This window comes from Pseudomonas sp. S1_G07, from assembly GCF_054668565.1.
Genome location: NZ_CP162778.1, coordinates 3,169,739 through 3,188,665 on the forward strand (window position 1 = coordinate 3,169,739; position 18,927 = coordinate 3,188,665).

An 18,927-nucleotide genomic window follows, 5' to 3' on the forward strand; every position below is an offset into this window, starting at 1 on the left:
ATGTTGACAGTTATTTGTGAAAAGCCGCGTTCGCTGGTTGCTCTGGAGCGTAAAACTCCGACCCGTGGCGATGGCGAAACATTGATTCGAATCAGGCGTGTGGGAGTCTGCGGTACCGACTTGCATATCTTCACGGGAAATCAGCCTTATCTTGAATACCCCAGAGTGATGGGGCATGAATTTTCAGGCGTCGTTGAGGAGAGTGACGCCGCGAGTGGCTTGGCGGCAGGCGACGTGGTGTATGTAATGCCGTATATCTCCTGTGGAACTTGTATTGCATGCAGGCAGGGCAAAACCAACTGTTGCACACGCATCCAGGTGCTCGGTGTGCATCGCGATGGCGCGTTCACCGAGTACCTCAGCCTGCCCACTCAATTCGTACACAAGGCTGAGGGGATCACCCTCGATCAAGCCGCCATGATCGAATTTCTGTCTATTGGCGCACATGCCGTAAGGCGCTCCGACATTCAGTCCGGTCAACGCGCGCTGGTAGTCGGCACAGGGCCGATAGGCATGGCTGCGGCGATTTTCGCGAAGCTCAGGGGCGCGGTGGTCAGCGTTCTGGACACCCGTGATGACCGTCTCGAATTTTGCCGTGAACACCTCAAGGTCGATGCCACGGTGACGGTCGGCGACAGCGATAAGGAACAACTTTCGGCGCTTACCGACGGCGAATTCTTTGATGTTGTATTCGATGCCACCGGGAATGCCAAAGCGATGGAACGGGGCTTTGAGTTCATCGCCCATGGAGGCAAATACGTGATGATCTCCGTTGTGAAGGACACCATCACGTTTGCCGATCCAGAGTTTCACAAACGCGAAGCGACGTTGCTCGGCAGCCGCAATGCAACCGTCGAGGACTTTCATTATGTGCAGCAGTGTCTGCGTGAAGGCCTGATACCGGATGCCGCGCTCAATACCCACCGGATGAAACTGGTCGACGTCGTGAGCCAGTTCTCTACGTTGCTGGACCCCTCGCAAGGCGTCGTCAAGGCAATCATCGAGTGCTAGGAGCTTGGCAATGATCGCGTCAGATGTAGCTCCAATTCTGCAGTTCGGTACCAGCCGCTTTCTTCAGGCCCATGTCGATCTCTTCGTGTCCGATGCGCTGGCGCGCGGTCAAGCGTTGGGCAAGATTACTGTCGTACAGACCACGGGCAATCCGGACAGTGCGCAGCGAGTGGCTGCGCTGGCATCGGGAAGCGCTTATCCCGTAAAAGTCCAGGGCATCCGGGATGGCCGGGAGGTCGACGAAGTTCATTGGTCCTCGTCAGTGCAACGGGCTGTCCATGCGGAGGCTGAATGGGCGTTATTGCGCCAGGTATTTATAGACGACATCCAGGTGGTCATTTCCAATACCGGCGACAGTGGTTATCGGCTGGACCCTCTCGACAACGCAAGTTTGCTGGCACACCACGCGCCGACGCCAAGGAGCTTTCCCGCAAAGCTGCTCGTGCTGTTGCAGGGTCGTTGGTCAAAAAGACCGACGGCTGCGATTTCCCTGTTTCCCTGTGAATTAGTGGTGCGTAACGGCGATGTGCTACGGGACTTGATCGTCGCATTGGCGGCGGAGTGGCAACTGGATCAGGCGTTTATTCGCTACCTGTCCCAAACGTGCCTTTGGGCCAACTCACTGGTTGACCGCATCGTCTCCGAGCCGATCCAACCCATCGGTGCGGTAGCTGAACCCTATGCGTTGTGGGCGATCGAGCGTCAGGCGGGGTTGACGTTGCCCTGTTCGCACCCTGCGGTGGTGTTAACCGACGACCTTGAACAGTTTGAGCAGCTCAAGTTGTTTCTGCTCAATCTGGGGCATAGCTACCTCGCCGAACGCTGGCTTGAGGAGGGGCGGGCCCAGGACGAAACAGTGCACCAGGCCATGAGTGATCCTGTGTTGCGGGCCGACCTGGAAAGGGTTTGGGCGCAGGAAGTGCTACCGGTTTTCGATGCGCTGGGCAAAAGCGAGATCGCTCAAGCTTACCTCGCCACCGTCAGGGATCGCCTGCTCAATCCATTTCTGCAGCACCGTATTGCCGACATCGCCCAGAACCATGAAGAGAAAAAGCGTCGACGGATCTTGCCGTTGATAAAGCTGGCGGCACAGGTTTGTCCCGAACGGGTTCAACCACGTTTAAATGAAGCGCTCTCGAGCGGCCACTCAGTGAGGCTTGCCTAATGAGGATCCAGGAAATGGCAGTACTTAGCCCGTTAATTCTTCTGGCACCTGGCGACGATGTCGCGATTGCTCGGACAGCTCTGGACAAGGGGACAGAGGTGAGTGTCGACGGCGTCACCGTCGTTGCGCAAGACCTCATCCCTTCAGGCCACAAGATAGCGCTTAGAGCGCTCAGAACCGGTAGCCTCGTGCACAAGTACGGTCAGGTCATAGGGCAGGCAACGAGCGACCTGCACCCTGGCGATCATGTTCATGTTCATAATCTGGACATGCCTTCAGACGCTTCGTCACAGGCGCTGAAAAGCGTATATCGGCCTACGTCCCTGGTTGAAAAACCAATCACCTTCGAAGGCTTTCTGAGAGACGACGGGCGGGTCGGTACGCGCAACTTTATCGGCGTTATTTCCAGCGTCAACTGCTCCGCCACCGTCTGCAAGCAAATTGCCGAAGCCTTCAAGGGCGATGCCCTCAACCCATGGCCGCAGGTTGATGGCGTCGTTGCAATTACCCACGGCAGCGGATGCGGCATGGGGGCAAAAGGGGAGGGAATGGACATCCTCAAGCGCACGCTGCTGGGCTACTCCAACCACGTTAATTTTGCAGGTATTTTGTTGATCGGGCTCGGCTGTGAAGTCAATCAGCTCGTCCCCCTGATGGATGACTTGAGTCCACGTCCAAGTGGCCTCATGTCGAGCCTGATTATCCAGGAGGCTGGCGGAACGCGAGAAACGGTAAAGGAGGGCATCGCGCTCATCGAGCACATGCTTCCTGTCGTCAACGCCGCACGGCGTACCTCTCAGCCGCTCAGTCATCTGATAGTCGGCCTTCAGTGCGGAGGCTCCGACGGTTACTCGGGTATCAGTGCCAATCCGGCGTTAGGTGAGGCGGTCGACCTGCTGGTACGTCAAGGAGGCACGGCGATACTGTCCGAAACTCCGGAAATCTATGGCGCCGAACATCTGCTTACCGCACGCGCCGCCACGTCGGATATCGCTGATCGATTGATGCAGCGTGTGCGCTGGTGGGAACAGTACGTATTGCACAACGGTGGAGATATGAACAACAACCCGTCACCGGGTAACAAGACCGGAGGGATTACCACCATTCTTGAAAAATCACTGGGTGCCGTGGCAAAAGCTGGAACGACGGGGCTGATGGACGTCTGCCAATATGCAGAAAAGGTAAAGACCAGAGGCTTGGTATTCATGGATACGCCCGGCTACGATCCGGTCTCGGCGACCGGCCAGGTGGCGGGAGGCGCCAACCTTATCTGCTTTACAACGGGACGGGGTTCGACCTACGGGTGTAAGCCAACGCCTTCCTTGAAAATCGCGACCAATACCGAACTGTTCCATCGTATGGAGTTGGACATGGACTTCAACGCTGGCGAGATTGTCACTGGCCATGAATCGGTGGCTCATGCGGGGCGCAGGCTGTTCGAGTTGATGATCGCAACGGCGTCGGGTTGCAAAACCTGCAGCGAGAAAAACGGCATGGGCGACAATGAGTTCCTGCCCTGGCAAATCGGGGCGGTGATGTGACATGAACGTAATAGCACCCGTGATGAGTGTCGTGACCTGCGGAGAGGCAATGGGACTCTTCGCTTCGCAGAAGGCCAGCCCCCTTAAGGACGCGGATCGTTATGTCAGGGTAGCTGCCGGCGCGGAACTGAATGTCGCGACCGGGCTTTCCCGCCTGGGACACCGTGTGGGCTTCGTCAGCCGATTGGGTGACGACTGCCTGGGGCATTGGCTTCGAGAAGTGATGTCCAGGGAGAATATCGATCACCGATTTGTGATTCAGGACCCGTTGCATTCAACGGGGCTGATGTTCAAATCACGTCGATCCGACGGAGGCGATCCGGACATTGAGTATCATCGCAAAGGCTCCGCCGCGAGCCACCTTGGCATCGACGATTACCCCGCAAGTTATTGCACGGCTGCTCGACACTTGCATATAACAGGCATCAGCCCCGCGCTGAGTCCAAGTGCCTGCGCACTCATATTTCACATGGCCAGGGACATGCGAGCGGCCGGGCGAACAGTATCGTTTGATCCCAATCTGCGCGCAGCACTCTGGCCGAGCGCCACAGTGATGAGAGAGTGCCTCAACGAACTGTCAGGTCTTGCCGATTGGGTATTTCCCGGGCTGGCGGAAGCGCAGCTTCTTACCGGCTTGGATACGGTGGATGACATCGTGAGTTTTTATATCGACAAGGGCTGTTCACGGGTGGCGGTCAAGCTTGGCGCGGCAGGGGCCTACTATGGAACGCCGACCGAGCGGGGGCTTTGCCCAGGCTACGTGGTCAGCGATGTGGTTGACACGGTCGGAGCAGGTGATGGATTTGCGTGTGGTGTTATCAGCGCATTGATTGAAGGCTTACCCATCGCGCAGGCAGTCGACAGAGGAAACCTGATTGGCGCTCGGGTGTTGGGTTTTCCCGGCGATAGTGACGGGCTGCCAACACGTGAAGAAATGTCGGCTTTTTTCCAGAGTGCTAAACAAACTGACACGCATCAGAGCTCGCCACGATGAGATATTGCCAAGTACTCGACCTCAAGGATGACCCCGTTCTGATCGCCGAATATGAGATGTACCACCAGGCGGTATGGCCTGAGGTACTGGATCATTTGCGCCTGGCGGGTGTGAAAGACATGACCATTTGGCGTTATCAGAATCGACTGATCATGCTGTTGGAAGCCGGCGATGACTTTTCCTTTGAGCGCCTGCAGACAATGGAAGCCAGCAACCCGAAAGTGCAGGAGTGGGAGCAACTGATGTGGCGATTTCAGTGCGCAATACCAGGCTCCGCAGGCGGAAAATGGAAGCTGTCCAAGGAGATTTTCAGGTTAAGCGCCACCTTGCGCACCGGCGACGCTATCCAATAGCTGCGCGCAGAGATGCCCGCCTGTAAGCGGCTGCCTGCAGAGAACTGGACGTCCCTATGGTAATCTTTTCGCGATAATCACGGACTTTCTTCAATGCCTCAAGAAAAGATACCTGCAGAACGTAAGGTCTACCAAATCATCGCTGATCGTCTCAGGGAGCGCATACGTCAGGGGGAATTCAAGGCGGGCTCCCGTCTTCCGGCAGAGCGCGATCTTGTGCAAATACTTGGGGTATCCCGACCCTCATTGCGTGAAGCACTCATTGCTCTGGAAATAGACGGCAGTATCGAAATAAAAATGGGCTCCGGGATTTATGTTTGCCAGAAGCTGCTCGACGCAAAAAGTAAAACCTCCACGTTTGGGGAGAGTCCATCGGCACTGATGCAGGCTCGCGCTATTATTGAAGGCGAGTCCATTGTTATGGCTTGCATGAATGGCACCAAAGCCGATTATCGCTATTTGAAGGCGTGTATCGACGGTATGCGAGAGGGCGTTGCAACAGGCACGCAGGCCGTTGATGAAGACCGGAAATTTCACTATCGGCTCGCCAAAATGAGTGGCAACACTGCGCTGCTTAAAATCATTTGCGCATTATTCGATGAAAGGCACAGCCCGATGTCTGCTCACATCAGGGAACACGCAGAAAGCCGTGGTACCTGGGCGGCCGCAGTGATTGAGCATGAAGCCATTCTTGATGCCGTCCAGGCCAAGGATCTAGTGGGGGCACAAACCGCGATGCGCTACCACCTCAAGCAGTCGGAGAGTCGCTGGCTCGAAGGTATGGAAAGCAATTCTTTCTTGCAGAACACCTGAAAGAGAGCCCAGGAGCCGACCGCTTATCCATCATCTCAGCGATCTGCCACTATCTACTGCACCCATTGCACACAATCAAACACAAAACCAGGGCTCAGAAAGCCTTTGCCCGTTTTGCCCGACGCAACGCCGATCTCCAGCGTGTTAACCCCCGCCTGCAGCGCGGTGGCCGGGATATTGATCTCGAACAGGGTGTTGTTACCGCGATAAGTGCCTCGGGTGATACCACGGCTGTCGGGCTGGTTCGAGGCCGATGGCACGGGCGCCTGCCAGTGTTGATTGACGCTCACCGCTGGGCGCCCGCCGGCTTGAGCCAGCGTAATAAACAGACGCAACCGATACGCCCTCACTTCGTTGGCGGCCAATGCGAATTGGATGCGCGTGGGGCTGTTGACGTCGCGCCACTGCGCGGCGGGAAATGCGTCGGCCGTGCGGGTGCCAACGCGGTAGGTGACCGGGGCCCATGGCGCCATGCGTGAATCGCTGGGGTGTGCGGCTGGCAGCAGGTGGGCGTTGAGAAACCCTGCCGGCGTGCCATCGGGCATGCCGATTTGCCATTTCACCTGGCCGGCCAGCGGTTGCGCCTGCAAGCGCGTCTGCGTGGTGCTGCCGGCACTCACGGTGGCTGTGGTCTGCGCCACTTCCAGCTCACGCTGATACAGCGTGACGCGGTATTGTCCCGGTCGAACCCCGGTCACTACGAACCGCCCGTTGTCGTCGGCGCGCGCCCAGTATTCGGCGTTGGCATTGCTCAAACCCACCACTGCCGGCAGCGCACTGGCCACGCCGGCAACCTGGCCGGCCAGCGTGCCGCGCCCGGCACTGTCCAGGAAGCCGGTCAGGCCCAGGTCATTGTTGACAAAACCCAGGTCGGTCAACGTGGCGTCGGGCGCGTCACCGTCGGTAAACAACAGCCCGTAAACCCCGTGCAAGCCGCCGCGATAGGGCTCGGTCTGGGTGTGGTTGGAGTACATGTAGTTGTAAAGCTCATGGGTGTTCGGCGTTTTCTGGGTGGCAATATCGTTGAAAAATGCACCGCCCGAGCTGAGTTCGCGATTGCCCATCAACATATACACGGCGACGCCCGGGCCTTTAACACCGTGCAACGGGTCGTCGATCATGGGGCGTGCCGAATAGAACTTGGAACTGGTGCGTCCGTCCGGCAGCAGAAACACGTCCTTGCCTTCGATCGCCGTGCCGACATTGGAGTCGGTGCCACGGTCGGCCTTGGGCAGCTTGCTGACGTTGAGCCGCGCAACAAAGCGCAGTTCGCCAACGGGCAGCAAGGTGGGGGCATAGGTCGCCATGTAAATGGCTGCGCGACCTTTTTTCGCCAGATAGTAGTGGGTCAGATCACCCGCCCGTGCACGTATGACAATCACGTCCCCCAGCGTGCGTGCGTCGACTTGGGCGCTGCCCAGGCCGGATGCAATCTGCGAGGCTTTGGGTTCGGTGGTCTGCAGTTCATTGTCGCGATAACGCAGGGAGACCAGATCGCCATTGCGTGTGTCCACGCTGAATAGCAGGTGTGCATCGGTGTCAACGACGATTCGGGAACCGGTGTGCGTGAAGCCGAAGCCGGTGGCGTGTGCATGGGCCGAAAGCGCGCAAAACATCATCAGCAAAAGGCGTCGCATCAGTGGTCTCCATGATCGCTGTGGCCCGCACCGGCGTCGCGCGGAACTTCGACTCGCGCCATTTCGGCAGGCTGCGGTGCAATAAGGTATTGACGGTACTGCTTGAACGCCTCCACTGCGGGAGTGTCCTGAGGACGATAGTCGTCGCCACTCAGGTGCTGCTGGTTGGCAACACAGGGCCTGCCAAGCGCGGCCTGGCAGGTGTCGTTGGCCGACTGCGCGAGAGGGGCGAAGAGGGCATACGCCGTGCCCGGTTGCCGGGTATCGTTGAACAGCGGGTGCGTCACATCTTCGAAGTCATTGCCTTCCACCAACAGATGGGAGCTGGCGGTACGGGACATGATCGCGCCCTGGTATGTCAGATGGGCAAACACGTTATTGACCAGTTGCGCGCTAACCTCGGCATTGCCCATTCCGCCGGAATGGGGCGCGCGCCCCGAAGTGTCATGCACGTAGTTTCTAAGCAGTGTCAGGGTGTCGTGATGGCCCAGGAACAACCAGACCCAGTAATGATGGCCATCGCAGGTCGCCGAGTAGGGCGTGCGACCATCGAACTCGTTGTTGGATATCGTCACATGGGTCGCGCTGCCCCAACCGGTCACGATCATCTGCCGGCCGATACGGGCAAAGGTGTCATGGTCGATCCACACGCCGTCGGCATCGTCCAGGGTGAGAGCATCGCCGCCCCAGACCACGCGCGGGTTGATGTCCGACAGCGTCAGGTTGCGCACGATGACATTGTGCGCGCCACTTCCGATGAACAACCCCATGCCCTGAATACCGGCATGGGCACCCACGCCCTCCAGGGTTTTGTTCGAGCCGATCTTCAGGCGCTGCAACCCTGCCTTGTCATAGGTCACCGTGGTCGGCGGTTTCGACTGGCAGAAATGGTTGGCACCGTCGATTGCCCATTGCCCGTCGGCGTGGGGGCAGGCGTTGGCCATGCACCCGGTTTCTGTCGCTTGGGCGCTGCCGTCGGATACCACCGAACCGCGAAAGTCAAAAACACGGTCTAAGGCAATAACGCGCGGTGTCTCATCGGTGCAATTGCCGCGCGTGTCGAAGCTCGCGCACAGGGCTTTTTTCAGTTCGGCCAGCGTGGCGGGATGCACCGTCGGCGCTTCGCCACCCCCGGTCACGGCCTTGGCAAAACCGTCGGCGTGGCTGGCCGCCAGAGACGGCTGCGGTACCAGCAAAGCGGTAGATAGCACGGCCGCTGACAGGCATCGCGCAAAGGGAATCTTGAGCGTCAATGGCATTTTTCCGAGTGCTTCAATACAGGCGGCCAAGCCTCGTCGGACAGGCCCGCCATGATCTGAATACACGCCAGCATTTATCAATCGGTTTAGGCCCGATAGCCATTGTCTTCAGCTGAGGTTCAGGCGGGCGCCAACCGGTCCAGATGACTGACAATCATCGACGCCATCCCGATCATCAGATGGTTTTCTTACAGGATCACATACTGGTTGCGTCCCAATGACTTGGCTTTATACAGCGCCTGGTCTGCTGTTTCGATCAAGCTCTGCAGGGTTTCTGGTTGGGAGCCATCAGTTGCGGCAATGCCGATGCTGACACTCACGCGCCCCAATGGGCTGGATTCGTGGGTAATGTTCGCTTGCTGCAAACGATCAAGGATATGTTGCGCCACGACCTGTGCGCCGGCGCGGTCAGTATTGGGCATGATAACCCCCAGCTCTTCGCCACCATAGCGCGCCGCCAGGTCCGATGGCCGTCGTATGCATTCTTCCAAGAGTTTGGAGACGCCCTGCAGGCACGCATCGCCGGCAACATGCCCATAGAAGTCATTGAACAGCTTGAAATAATCGACATCAATCATGAGCAGCGCCAAGGAGGATCTCTCGCGCTGTGCTCGGCGTGTCTCCATGGCCAGTCTTTCATCAAAGCAGCGTCGATTCGCCAACCCCGTCAGGGCGTCCTTCATGGCCAGCTGTTCAAGTTGCTCATTGGAGGAAAGTAGCTGCTCCTGAGTGCTCCTCAACACGAGCTCGAGTGCGGTACGGCGGCGCATGTCCAGGATCAGGTACCAGCCAATCATGCAGGTGAGGCCGAGCAGCCCTGATACCACCGCCACCGACATCAGTGTTTCCAGGCGCCACGCGGCCAGCGCTTCGTGTCTGCCAATTGCCACAGTAGTGATCAGCGGAATTTGATCACTCTTATGAAACGCGTAGCGCCGTTCCACGCCGTCTATGCTGGAGGTAAATGTCGCGGTCCCGTCAGAATGGTCCACCAGGTATTTGGTATAGATGGGCGATCGGGACAGGTCGATGCCAATGTCCCGCTCGCGAAATGGGTAGCGCACCAGCAGCGTGCCATCGGTATGGGACAAGCCGATGGTGCCTTCCTGGCCAACGTCGATTTTCCCGAAAAGCCCCAGGAAATTCTCCACCCCCAAGGTTATGACCACTACGCCAGCGAATTTTCCGTCAGCGTCGTTGAAACGCCGGCTGACGGTAACAATCCACTCCTGGGTGGAGTGGCTTCGCACTGGCGGGCCGATGAACGGCGCGTTGGAGGGGTTATCGCGATGATGCATGAAATAGGCGCGATCACTGCTGCTGGGGTTGATCGGGATCGGCCGATTGGAGGTCAACAGCCAGTGCCCCTGCGCGTCGCAGATGGTGACGCCACTGAGTTGCGGCATCAGGGGGCGCTGCTGAGCGATCAATACGCTCAGCCGCTGGATCTGCGCGGGGCCGCTTCCTTCGTTTTCCAAGCGCTCCACCAGCCCGAGCAGGAGTATCGAGCTTTGACGAACAATCCCTTCGGAATAGGTGGCAAGCGCCTGCGTGAGGTTCATGCCATGGACGTCCACTGCCTCCAACGTTCGGTCACGAGAGGCCAGCACTTTCCACACCGTCAGCGCTCCCAGCGAGCAGCCGACCACAAACAGCATAAGCACAACGAGCCGGCTATCACGCTTCACGTCACCACCCTATAAAGAAGCTTGCTTCTGAACCCCATGATTGCCTACCCCATAGCGTTCCGCCAGCCCCAGGAGGAGGCGTGTCGCTGTTTCATATTCTGAAACGGTGGATTGCAGTTTATGTCAGTTCCGCCGCCGGGAAGACGGTGTGAAGATCACTGCCAGCGCTGTGTGTGATCCGGTGCGATCAAGCACCTGACGACGACGCCAGTATGACGACGCTGCAGGCGAGGAGAAAGTGAATGAACGATAGTTCGAAAGCGCAAGCCTCGCCGTGGCATGAAGGCGAACTGACCTTGCAGCGTGCCGTTGGCGCCGTCGAAATGATGGCTGGCGTGGGGCAACGGCAAATGGCGCGAACCTGGATGCCGGACCAGCACCGTGAGTTCTATCGGCAATTGCCCTTCGTGGTGCTGGGCAGCGTCGACAACCACGGTGATGTCTGGGCAACCCTGCGCACCGGGGCGCCGGGCTTCATGTACTCGCCGACTCCCGAAACGCTCCGGATCACCCTCGATCCACAGCCCCACGACCCGGCCGATGAAGGCCTGGCCGAAGGCCGGGCGCTTGGCATGCTGGGCATTGAACTGCACACGCGGCGCCGCAACCGCATGAATGGCAGCGTGCGCGCCCAACTCGAACGCGGTATTGAGATATCGGTCAGCCAGGCTTACGGGAATTGCCCGCGCTACATCAACCTTCGCCAATACACGTTTGCCGAAGAGCAAACGCCCACGGCCGTGGCGCTGACGGCAACCGACCCACAGGTTCGGCGCCTGGTCACTGCGGCGGATTCGTTTTATGTCGCCACTTATGTCGTGCGCGACACCGAGATGCAGGTCGACGCTTCCCACCGGGGTGGCAAACCCGGCTTCGTGCGCATGGCCGCAGACGGTACGCTGACGATCCCCGACTTTTCCGGCAACCTGTTTTTCAACACCCTGGGCAATATCCTTCTGAACCCGCGCGCGGGGCTGGTGTTCGTCGACTTTCACACCGGCGACCTGCTGCAAATGACCGGCCAGGCCGAGGTGTTACTGGACGATCCTGAAATTGCCGCCTTCCAGGGCGCCGAACGGTTGTGGCGCTTTGTGCCGCAACGTATTGTTTTTCGCCCGGCCGCCATCCCCCTGCGCTGGGCGGAGCAGGCCGAGGGTGATTCGCCCAGTTCGTCGATGACCGGCAGTTGGGAGCAAGCGGCTCAACGCCTGCGCGCCGAAGCCCTGCGCACACAATGGCGCGCGCTGCGCGTCGCGCGAATCGTCGACGAGAGCCCGCACATCCGCTCGTTCTATCTGGAGGCCGACGACGGCGCCGGGGTGCCCCGTTACGAGCCCGGTCAACACCTGCCGGTGCGCGTTGCGGTAATGGGGCAGGCAGCGCCGTTGATTCGTACCTACAGCGTATCCAGCGCACCGTCCGATGGGTTCCTGCGCATCAGCGTCAAGCGCGACGGCGTGGTGTCTTCGCACCTGCATGAGCGGCTGCAGGTCGGTGACTGGATCGACGCGCGTTCGCCCCAGGGCGGTTTTACCGTACAGCCCGCCGAAAGGCGTCCCTTGGTGCTGATGGGGGCGGGGGTGGGCATCACACCGTTGTTGTCGATGCTCCGCGCGGTAGTTTACGAGGGTAAACGTATCAATCGCATGCGCCCGACCTGGTTGATACAGAGTGCTCGCACCGTGGACGATCTTGCATTCGGCCAAGAGTTTGATGAGTTGGTGACGCGTGGCGGCGACAAGGTCCGACACGTGCGTGTCGTCAGCCAACCGCCCGCCGAGGGCACACAAGGAGGGCATGACGTGGCGGGCAGGATTGATCTCGCACTGCTCAAATCATTGCTGCCCCTCGATGACTACGACTACTACCTGTGCGGCCCCGGAACCTTTACCCAAGCGCTGTATGACGGCCTGCGAAAGCTGCGCATCCCCGACGAACGCATTCATGCGGAAACCTTCGGCCCTTCCACACTCGTGCGGGATGTCGAGGTCAGCGCGGCGACGCCGCCACTTACCCAGGTGGCAAGCACCCCGGTGAAGGTGTTGTTTGCCACCTCGGGCAAGGAGGCGCGCTGGGAGCCAGGTGCCGGCACGCTGCTGGAACTGGCCGAGGCACGTGGCCTGAGCCCGGAGTTCAGTTGCCGAGGCGGTACCTGTGGCACCTGCAAGACCCGTCTCAACAGCGGCCAGGTGCATTACCTGAACACCCCGGCGCTGCCTCTGGCGCAGGGTGAGGTATTGATTTGCTGTGCAGTGCCCGCCGAGGGCAGCGAACCTGTGACGGTGGAGGTTTGAGCGCTCGACGCGTCCGTGTGGGCCCCGCGCGTTGTTTCAAATAATGAAATGCTGGATTGCCAACGCTGGTTATTCCGCTGCCTGGTTTAAACCCGGACGATAGCTTCATCGACGCGATAGTCGCTTCGAACACCGATAACTACATGGAGTCCGTCATGTCTCAGAACGCAATCAAACTGTACCGTCACCCATTGTCCGGCCACGCGCATCGTGTGGAACTGATGCTGTCTCTGCTCGGCCTGCCGATTGAGCGGGTAGACGTGGACTTGATGAAAGGGGCGCACAAAACGCCTGAGTTCCTCGCGCTCAATCGCTTTGGCCAGGTGCCGGTCATTGATGACAACGGGACAGTCCTGGCGGACTCCAATGCCATTTTGACTTACCTGGCCGTCAAGTACGCAAACGGCCAATGGCTGCCGAGCGATGCGGTTGCACAAGCCAAGGTGCAGCGCTGGTTGTCGGTCGCTGCCGGCCAGATCAGTGCGGGGCCCGCTACGGCCCGACTGATCACGGTATTCGGCGCCAAGCACGACGCCGAGGACACTATCAAGCGCTCGCACGCCTTGCTTGAGGTCATGGAAGACGAACTGGGCGCAAGTCGCTTTCTGGCCGGTGACACACCCACCATTGCCGACGTGGCGGCCTACACCTATGTCGCCCATGCACCGGAAGGAAATGTCGACCTGACGCCATACGCCAATGTTCGGGCATGGTTGAGCAGCATCGAGGCATTGCCAAACTTTGTCGGCATGCAGCGCACCGCGATCGGTCTAGCGAAGGGTTGATCCGGCCCTGAGAGCTTGTCGGCGAACGTGTTCCGGCAAGCTCGTTTCCCGCGACCTCCATCCTCCCTCCACATTCGCTCAACTGAAACTCCACAGCGCCTTCGTAGAATGCCTCCTCAAGCGACCTTATGTGGCCGGCAACGCCGTCGCGTTTCACATTGCCCGGCGCCGAGGCGGCGCGCTCAGGAGTCAATATGCTTCCAGCCCTTTACGTAGCCAAGACAGGTCTGTCCGCACAGGACACCAACCTGACGACGATTTCCAATAACCTGGCCAACGTCTCGACAACCGGTTTCAAGCGTGACCGAGCCGAATTTCAAGACCTGCTGTACCAGACCCAGCGCCAGCCCGGTGCCCAGTCCACGCAAAACACGGAGCTGCCTTCCGGGCTGCAAACGGGCACCGGCGTGCGCATCGTCGGCACGCAAAAAAACTTTACCGCGGGCAGCCTGCAGACCACCGGTCAACCTTTGGATGTGGCGATCAACGGTCGAGGTTTTTTCCAGATCCTGCAACCGGACGGGACCACCTCCTATACCCGCGACGGCACGTTCCACCTGGACGCCAATGGCCGAGTCGTGAATGCGAGCGGCTTTGCGCTTGAGCCGGCCGTTGTGGTGCCCGCCAACGCCCAGACCTTCACCGTTGGCCGGGATGGCACGGTTTCCATCAGTGTGGCCGGGAGCCCGGCGATCCAGGTCATCGGTAACCTGCAAACAGCCGACTTCATCAACCCGGCGGGTTTGCAGGCGGTCGGCGGCAACCTGTTTCTCGAAACGGCCGCCAGCGGAGCCCCGCAGGTCGGCACGCCTGGCCTCAACGGTTTCGGGACCACATTGCAAAACAGCCTGGAGACCTCCAACGTCAGCACGGTGGAAGAAATGGTCAATATGATCACCACCCAACGTGCTTACGAAATGAACTCAAAAGTCGTCAAAACGGCCGATGAGATGCTTGGCACTCTGTCGCAGAAGCTTTGATTGCGGCGTGCTGCACTGGCGGCGCTCAAGTCCGGGTTAAGCCGTCACCGCATCGATTGAAGGCACTGTGGTGCCCGCAAGCCCCAGTACGCTGAGTTTTTCGCGCACCTGAATCAGTTTTTCCTGGCTGGCATGGATGAAGGCCGAACGCTCATTAACGGTTGCGACGATCTTTTCAAACTCTTTGAGCTGTGGCGCAAAGAAATCAAGCAGTTTTTCGTCATCGCCAATCAGATCATAGATGTCCTTGAATGAGCTCTTGATGACCGTGGTGATGGACTCTTTGGCGGCCTTCAGTTCCTGTTCGAGTTCGTGAGCTTTGTAGGCGCTTAGAAGGTCCGAGGTCAGAGTGAAGGCTGCACCGGCAGGGCCGGCCCATTTGGAAATAGCACCTGCGATTTTAGTGGCTTGCCACGGTTTGAACTTGATAACCACACCAGTCACCGAGCCTAGCGCATCTCGTGCGGCAAACACTGCACCCTTGATGATGTCCGGGCTCAGATTGGCGATACCTTTCGCTGCGCCGCCCATGGACTTGAGTGCGCCCTCGCTCATGGCGTTCAGGAAGCTTTCGCTTGAATTGAGCTGACGGCCGATGTCCTGAGAGATGCGGCTGGTGACCTTGGATGATTGGTCGAAGGAGCGGTCGATGGCGCCCTTGATTCTCAGGTTGAGTTTGTAGCCGACGCCTTCTTCGGTGTAACCGATCTCGTCTTCGAGAAAGTCGCGGATATTCTCCAGAGACAAAGGGCGGAGCTTGCCAAGCAATTCGTTCTCGACATTTCGCAGCTCTTCGAACAGCTCCCCTGCAAGACGTTTGACATCGCGGCGGCCCTTGGAAATGTCCTGGTTGATCCGCACAGACTCCTCGGCGTTCTGTTGCGCGAAGGCATTGAGCCTGCCCAGTTGCTCTTCGGCCCGGGTCACATGCTGACCGACGATATCGCGCACCACATCCATGCCTGTCTTGGCCATCAGTACCGTGGGCACGTTGTCCTGCAGGATGCGAGTGGTCATGGCCTTCAAGTCGTTGATCCGCGAGCGACTTTCGTAATGCTCGGGCTTGCCGAACCAGAATTCCAGGCCTCGGCCACCGGGGTTAGAGGCCAGGCAGACGATATTCAGGCGCGCCAGTTCTTCTGAAGTCAGGTTGGCTGCACGCTGCAGCTTGGTTTTCAGGTTGTTCTTTTTGATGATGGCCTGATCATCGAACAACACCTGTTCGGTCAAGTCGGTCACTTCATCCATTTTGTTAATGACGAAGACCGTCGAAGACAGCTTGTTCAAGTCGCGCAATACCCACTTGGCGATAGCGCTGTGACTGTCCTTGAGCGGATTGGTGGCATCCACGACGTACAGGATCAGATGCGCTTCAGAGATGTAGCGTTTGGTCAGGTCTTCATAAACCACCTGTTCGCCATCGACGGTCTTTTCCTTGTCACCGAAGAGGCCTGGGGTATCGACGATCTCACATTTGCCCGGCAGCCCTTCTGGCGTGTAGATCGCCAGGCGATCGGAGGACTCGTCCATGTCGATCTTCATGTCGGCCATGACTTTGCCCAGCCATGCCGCGATTACGCTGGTCTTGCCATCGGAGAAGGCGCCCAACAGCGCAATCCGCAGGACATCCGATTCGATCGCCTTGACAGCTGAGTCGATCTTTTCCATTTCGACATTAACGTCGGCGCCTAACTCGCCCAGCTCTTTCAGGATGGCCCGAAGCTGATCCAGGCCTTTGATCGCTGCCTGTTTATCAACATTAAATTGAGTGAATTGTTCCATGGGGCATTTTCTCCAGTTGATCTTTAGTGCGCTGCATCGACGCCATCTGCTGCTTGATAATGTGCAGTGGGCGAATCAGGGAGGCATGGATGTCGTTGACTTGTCCGAGGACCTTTTCTTCGATTTGGCTGCGAACCGGCGCGAGCAAATCCTTGAGCTCGCCCTGCAAGGCGCCGACGGCCTTGGTACGCGCCTCGGCGATCTTTTCCTGGACTTGAGCCTGGGCTTTGCGAATGCGTTTTTCCTTGCTGAGAAGGAAGTTCATGAGGTTGATCAGAAAACCCACCGCAGCACCGATAGCAGCGCCAATCAGGTTGCCGACCACAGGGAACGCGGTACCGATTCCAGCCCCTGCAAGGGCATAGGAACCGACGTTGAATAGCATCCAGCCATAATCTTTGAGATCCAGGCCGAGACCCAACTCCGGTGTCTTGTAGCTGGCATTGAGGTCTTCGCCTGCGTAAGCGATTGCCTGCTCGAATTCAACCCGAGAAACGTCCTCCAGCAAGCGCTGCATGGCCTGGACAAGGTCGCCCTGTAATTCCGCGAGATATTTTTCAAACTGTGCCTGTAAATCTTCTTTCAGTTGTTGCTGACGGTCGCGGAAGGCCCGTTGAATCTTGGTGGAGATAAAATCGTTGTCACCGAAATGCTCCTCGACGATCTTATCGGCCGAGGCGCTCAAGTCGATGAATAGTCCATTCCAGAGGTTCTTTCGGCCATCCTGTAATAGGCGTTCGAACCTGGTCAGCCCATCCCTGATAGCTGCGCGACATTTTTCAAATTCCGGCTCTGTTCTGGCCACGAACACCTTGTGACTAGTGTGGAGCTCTTGCAGGATGGCGAGGTTCTCCACCAGCAACTCATGCACTTTGGTCTTGTTGCTTTCGATCATGTCTTCTTTGAATGTGCCCAGTTTTCCGTGAAGTACCTGGGCAATTGACTTGATCTGGCTGAACTCATACATGGCTTTCGACGAGGCGAAATATTTGCGGTAATTGCGCTGGTGAATGACCAGGTTTCGATCCCGAGATGGGTGGATGGTCGTGCGTTCGGTTCCTGGTGCCATCGCCAGAGATGAGAAAGCGAGCAACCCCTGTACGCAGTGTCCGGGCTGCATGGCTTTAGTGCCCAGCACGGACTCAAGCACTTCGACGGTCTGCTGCAATGCCTTTGTCGAATCGCCATCGCTTTCGAGAGTGGCGGGGACGCCATCAAACTCGTATTGATCGGCATTGCCGCGCACGTTCATCAGTGGGCACACTTCGGTACCGAGGCGCAAATAAGAGCGGATCTTCTGCGCAGTGGCTTTTTCAGGCTTCTTGTTGGTGCCGTTCACGTAGAACACCAGATGCGCCTTGGCCACTGCTTCGCGGACCATGTGAGAATATTTGCTTTCGTCACCCTCAATGCCGGGCACATCGATCAACTGAAAACGTTTGCCCTTGTAGTTGAGGGTGTAGCACGTATTGCCTTTAGTAAAATCCTCTTCGCCCGTGCCGATGATTCTTCCATCTATCCGCGAGGCCAGCGCCTTTTTCCGGTCAAGTGCCAGGGCCGCTGAAAACACGCCGGCCAATCGATGGTTGAGCACCTCATCCATGGCTGCCGAGTGGGTCTTGAGCTGAACAAAGGGGCTTGCCGTAACTACCTCTTCAGACACGCTGTTCGCTTCATCGAACAGTTCGTCGAGTTCGAAGTTGCTCATCTCAGGCTCCTGCCATTTTCAAGAGCAGGGCCGATGCGGCTGCCCCCATCACCAGTCCGCCGCAGGCAAAGGCAATCAATTTTTTCATGATTTGGGCGTTGGATTGAGCCTGGGCCAGGCGCAGGCGTTGCGCGGCTTCCTCCTGTTCAACTGTCAGCCGTTGCGCAGCCACTTCTTGCTCGGCCTTTAATCGGGCATTGGCCTCTTGCTCTGCCAGTGCCGTTCGGGCCTGAGCTTCGGCTTCAGCGATGCTGTTTCTGGCTATGGCTTCTTTCTGCAAAATCTCGGAAAGACGGCGCACTCCCTGGCGGATTTCAGTGATTTGCGCCGCATATTCCTCGTAAATTGCATTCAGGCCTTCGCGCAATTGATCGATATGTTCGGCCAGCGCTTTCTCGTACTTCACCAGGTCGTGAGCATTGTGTTCCAGTAACGTTTGGCGAGACTCTTCTTTGAATAGAATGCGCAACGATTCGATGATCGTGCTCTTGCCCGCGTTGGTTTCGCCGAAAAACGCCATGGTAAACATGTCCCACTCGGCATGCGTCTTCAACTGATCGAGTTCGCCATCGAAGCGAACCTGAATGGCGCGAAGCGTCTCGGTCATATTGCCAACTTCGCGCTTGCCATCTTTGTGCTCGACATTCAGCTCAAGAATATCTGCCATGGCGCTGGCGATATTGGCAGAAACATCGGAGTACAGGCGGTTAAGGTCTTGAGGCGCGTTCATTACGGTTCCTTGTGTGCTGGCAACGAGGGGTCATGACTCTGGTCATGGAGGTAAGGGAAATGCCGGGTGTGATGCGTGCCCACGACACGTTGTGCCGTATTCGGTGTTCCGATGATGTGGAAAACGCAGGGAGCGGCCGCCGCCTGTTCAGCGAAACGGTAATGACACGGTCCGATGGGGACGGAGG

Annotated in this window: 15 protein-coding genes; 9 read left to right on the forward strand and 6 right to left on the reverse strand. The window is 58.1% G+C overall.

Annotated elements, in window-relative coordinates; genetic code table 11:
* From AB4O05_RS14695 to AB4O05_RS14720, 6 genes are all read left to right on the forward strand, one after another.
* Complete coding sequence (locus AB4O05_RS14695) at nucleotides 1–1,011, forward strand: zinc-binding alcohol dehydrogenase family protein (protein ID WP_460136888.1); 1,011 nt, start codon at nucleotides 1–3, stop codon at nucleotides 1,009–1,011.
* A gap of 10 nt (nucleotides 1,012–1,021) precedes the next feature.
* Nucleotides 1,022–2,176 (forward strand): mannitol dehydrogenase family protein, encoded by a 1,155-nt coding sequence (locus tag AB4O05_RS14700; RefSeq protein WP_460136887.1) that lies wholly within the window; start codon nucleotides 1,022–1,024, stop codon nucleotides 2,174–2,176.
* A gap of 14 nt (nucleotides 2,177–2,190) precedes the next feature.
* Complete coding sequence (locus AB4O05_RS14705; protein ID WP_460136886.1) at nucleotides 2,191–3,717, forward strand: UxaA family hydrolase; 1,527 nt, start codon at nucleotides 2,191–2,193, stop codon at nucleotides 3,715–3,717.
* Nucleotides 3,718–3,739: 22 nt separating this feature from the next.
* Entirely contained in the window at nucleotides 3,740–4,711 is a 972-nt protein-coding gene (locus AB4O05_RS14710; RefSeq protein WP_460164910.1) for a sugar kinase, read from the forward strand.
* Nucleotides 4,708–5,064 (forward strand): L-rhamnose mutarotase, encoded by a 357-nt coding sequence (locus tag AB4O05_RS14715; protein ID WP_460136884.1) that lies wholly within the window; start codon nucleotides 4,708–4,710, stop codon nucleotides 5,062–5,064. Before AB4O05_RS14710 ends, AB4O05_RS14715 begins: the two co-directional genes overlap by 4 nt.
* 93 nt (nucleotides 5,065–5,157) lie before the next feature.
* Nucleotides 5,158–5,877 carry a FadR/GntR family transcriptional regulator gene (locus tag AB4O05_RS14720; RefSeq protein ID WP_460136883.1) on the forward strand — a complete coding sequence of 240 codons (720 nt, stop codon included), beginning with the start codon at nucleotides 5,158–5,160 and terminating at the stop codon, nucleotides 5,875–5,877.
* A 53-nt stretch (nucleotides 5,878–5,930) separates the two neighbouring features.
* Here the strand turns inward: AB4O05_RS14720 and AB4O05_RS14725 are convergent, their stop codons facing one another.
* From AB4O05_RS14725 to AB4O05_RS14735, 3 genes are all read right to left on the reverse strand, one after another.
* Nucleotides 5,931–7,514 (reverse strand): rhamnogalacturonan lyase B N-terminal domain-containing protein, encoded by a 1,584-nt coding sequence (locus AB4O05_RS14725; protein ID WP_460136882.1) that lies wholly within the window; start codon nucleotides 7,512–7,514, stop codon nucleotides 5,931–5,933.
* Nucleotides 7,514–8,773, reverse strand: coding sequence for a pectate lyase family protein (locus AB4O05_RS14730; RefSeq protein ID WP_460136881.1), 1,260 nt, complete (start codon nucleotides 8,771–8,773; stop codon nucleotides 7,514–7,516). Before AB4O05_RS14730 ends, AB4O05_RS14725 begins: the two co-directional genes overlap by 1 nt.
* A 188-nt stretch (nucleotides 8,774–8,961) precedes the next feature.
* Nucleotides 8,962–10,461, reverse strand: a complete 1,500-nt coding sequence (locus tag AB4O05_RS14735) for a sensor domain-containing diguanylate cyclase (RefSeq protein WP_460136880.1) — start codon at nucleotides 10,459–10,461, stop codon at nucleotides 8,962–8,964.
* A gap of 242 nt (nucleotides 10,462–10,703) precedes the next feature.
* Between AB4O05_RS14735 and AB4O05_RS14740 the strand changes: the two genes are divergently transcribed.
* From AB4O05_RS14740 to flgG, 3 genes are all read left to right on the forward strand, one after another.
* Nucleotides 10,704–12,755 (forward strand): 2Fe-2S iron-sulfur cluster-binding protein, encoded by a 2,052-nt coding sequence (locus tag AB4O05_RS14740; protein WP_460136879.1) that lies wholly within the window; start codon nucleotides 10,704–10,706, stop codon nucleotides 12,753–12,755.
* Nucleotides 12,756–12,910: 155 nt separating this feature from the next.
* Nucleotides 12,911–13,540: a glutathione S-transferase family protein gene (locus AB4O05_RS14745; RefSeq protein WP_460136878.1), complete on the forward strand. Its 630-nt coding sequence runs from the start codon at nucleotides 12,911–12,913 to the stop codon at nucleotides 13,538–13,540.
* Nucleotides 13,541–13,734: 194 nt separating this feature from the next.
* Nucleotides 13,735–14,520: a flagellar basal-body rod protein FlgG gene (gene flgG / locus AB4O05_RS14750; protein WP_460136877.1), complete on the forward strand. Its 786-nt coding sequence runs from the start codon at nucleotides 13,735–13,737 to the stop codon at nucleotides 14,518–14,520.
* Between the two features lie 36 nt (nucleotides 14,521–14,556).
* On the opposite strand, the gene AB4O05_RS14755 is transcribed toward flgG, so the two are convergent.
* Genes AB4O05_RS14755 through AB4O05_RS14765 form a run of 3 tightly spaced genes read right to left on the reverse strand, consistent with a single transcriptional unit; the run spans nucleotide 14,557 to nucleotide 18,740 of the window.
* Complete coding sequence (locus tag AB4O05_RS14755; RefSeq protein ID WP_460136876.1) at nucleotides 14,557–16,302, reverse strand: LeoA/HP0731 family dynamin-like GTPase; 1,746 nt, start codon at nucleotides 16,300–16,302, stop codon at nucleotides 14,557–14,559.
* The gene (locus AB4O05_RS14760) at nucleotides 16,280–18,010 is read right to left on the reverse strand and encodes a hypothetical protein (protein WP_460136875.1); all 1,731 of its coding nucleotides are present in this window, start codon (nucleotides 18,008–18,010) and stop codon (nucleotides 16,280–16,282) included. The genes AB4O05_RS14755 and AB4O05_RS14760 overlap by 23 nt, the downstream gene beginning before the upstream one ends.
* A 1-nt stretch (nucleotide 18,011) precedes the next feature.
* On the reverse strand, nucleotides 18,012–18,740 hold the full coding sequence (locus AB4O05_RS14765) for a hypothetical protein (RefSeq protein WP_460136874.1): 729 nt from the start codon (nucleotides 18,738–18,740) through the stop codon (nucleotides 18,012–18,014).
* Between the last annotated feature and the right edge of the window lie 187 nt (nucleotides 18,741–18,927).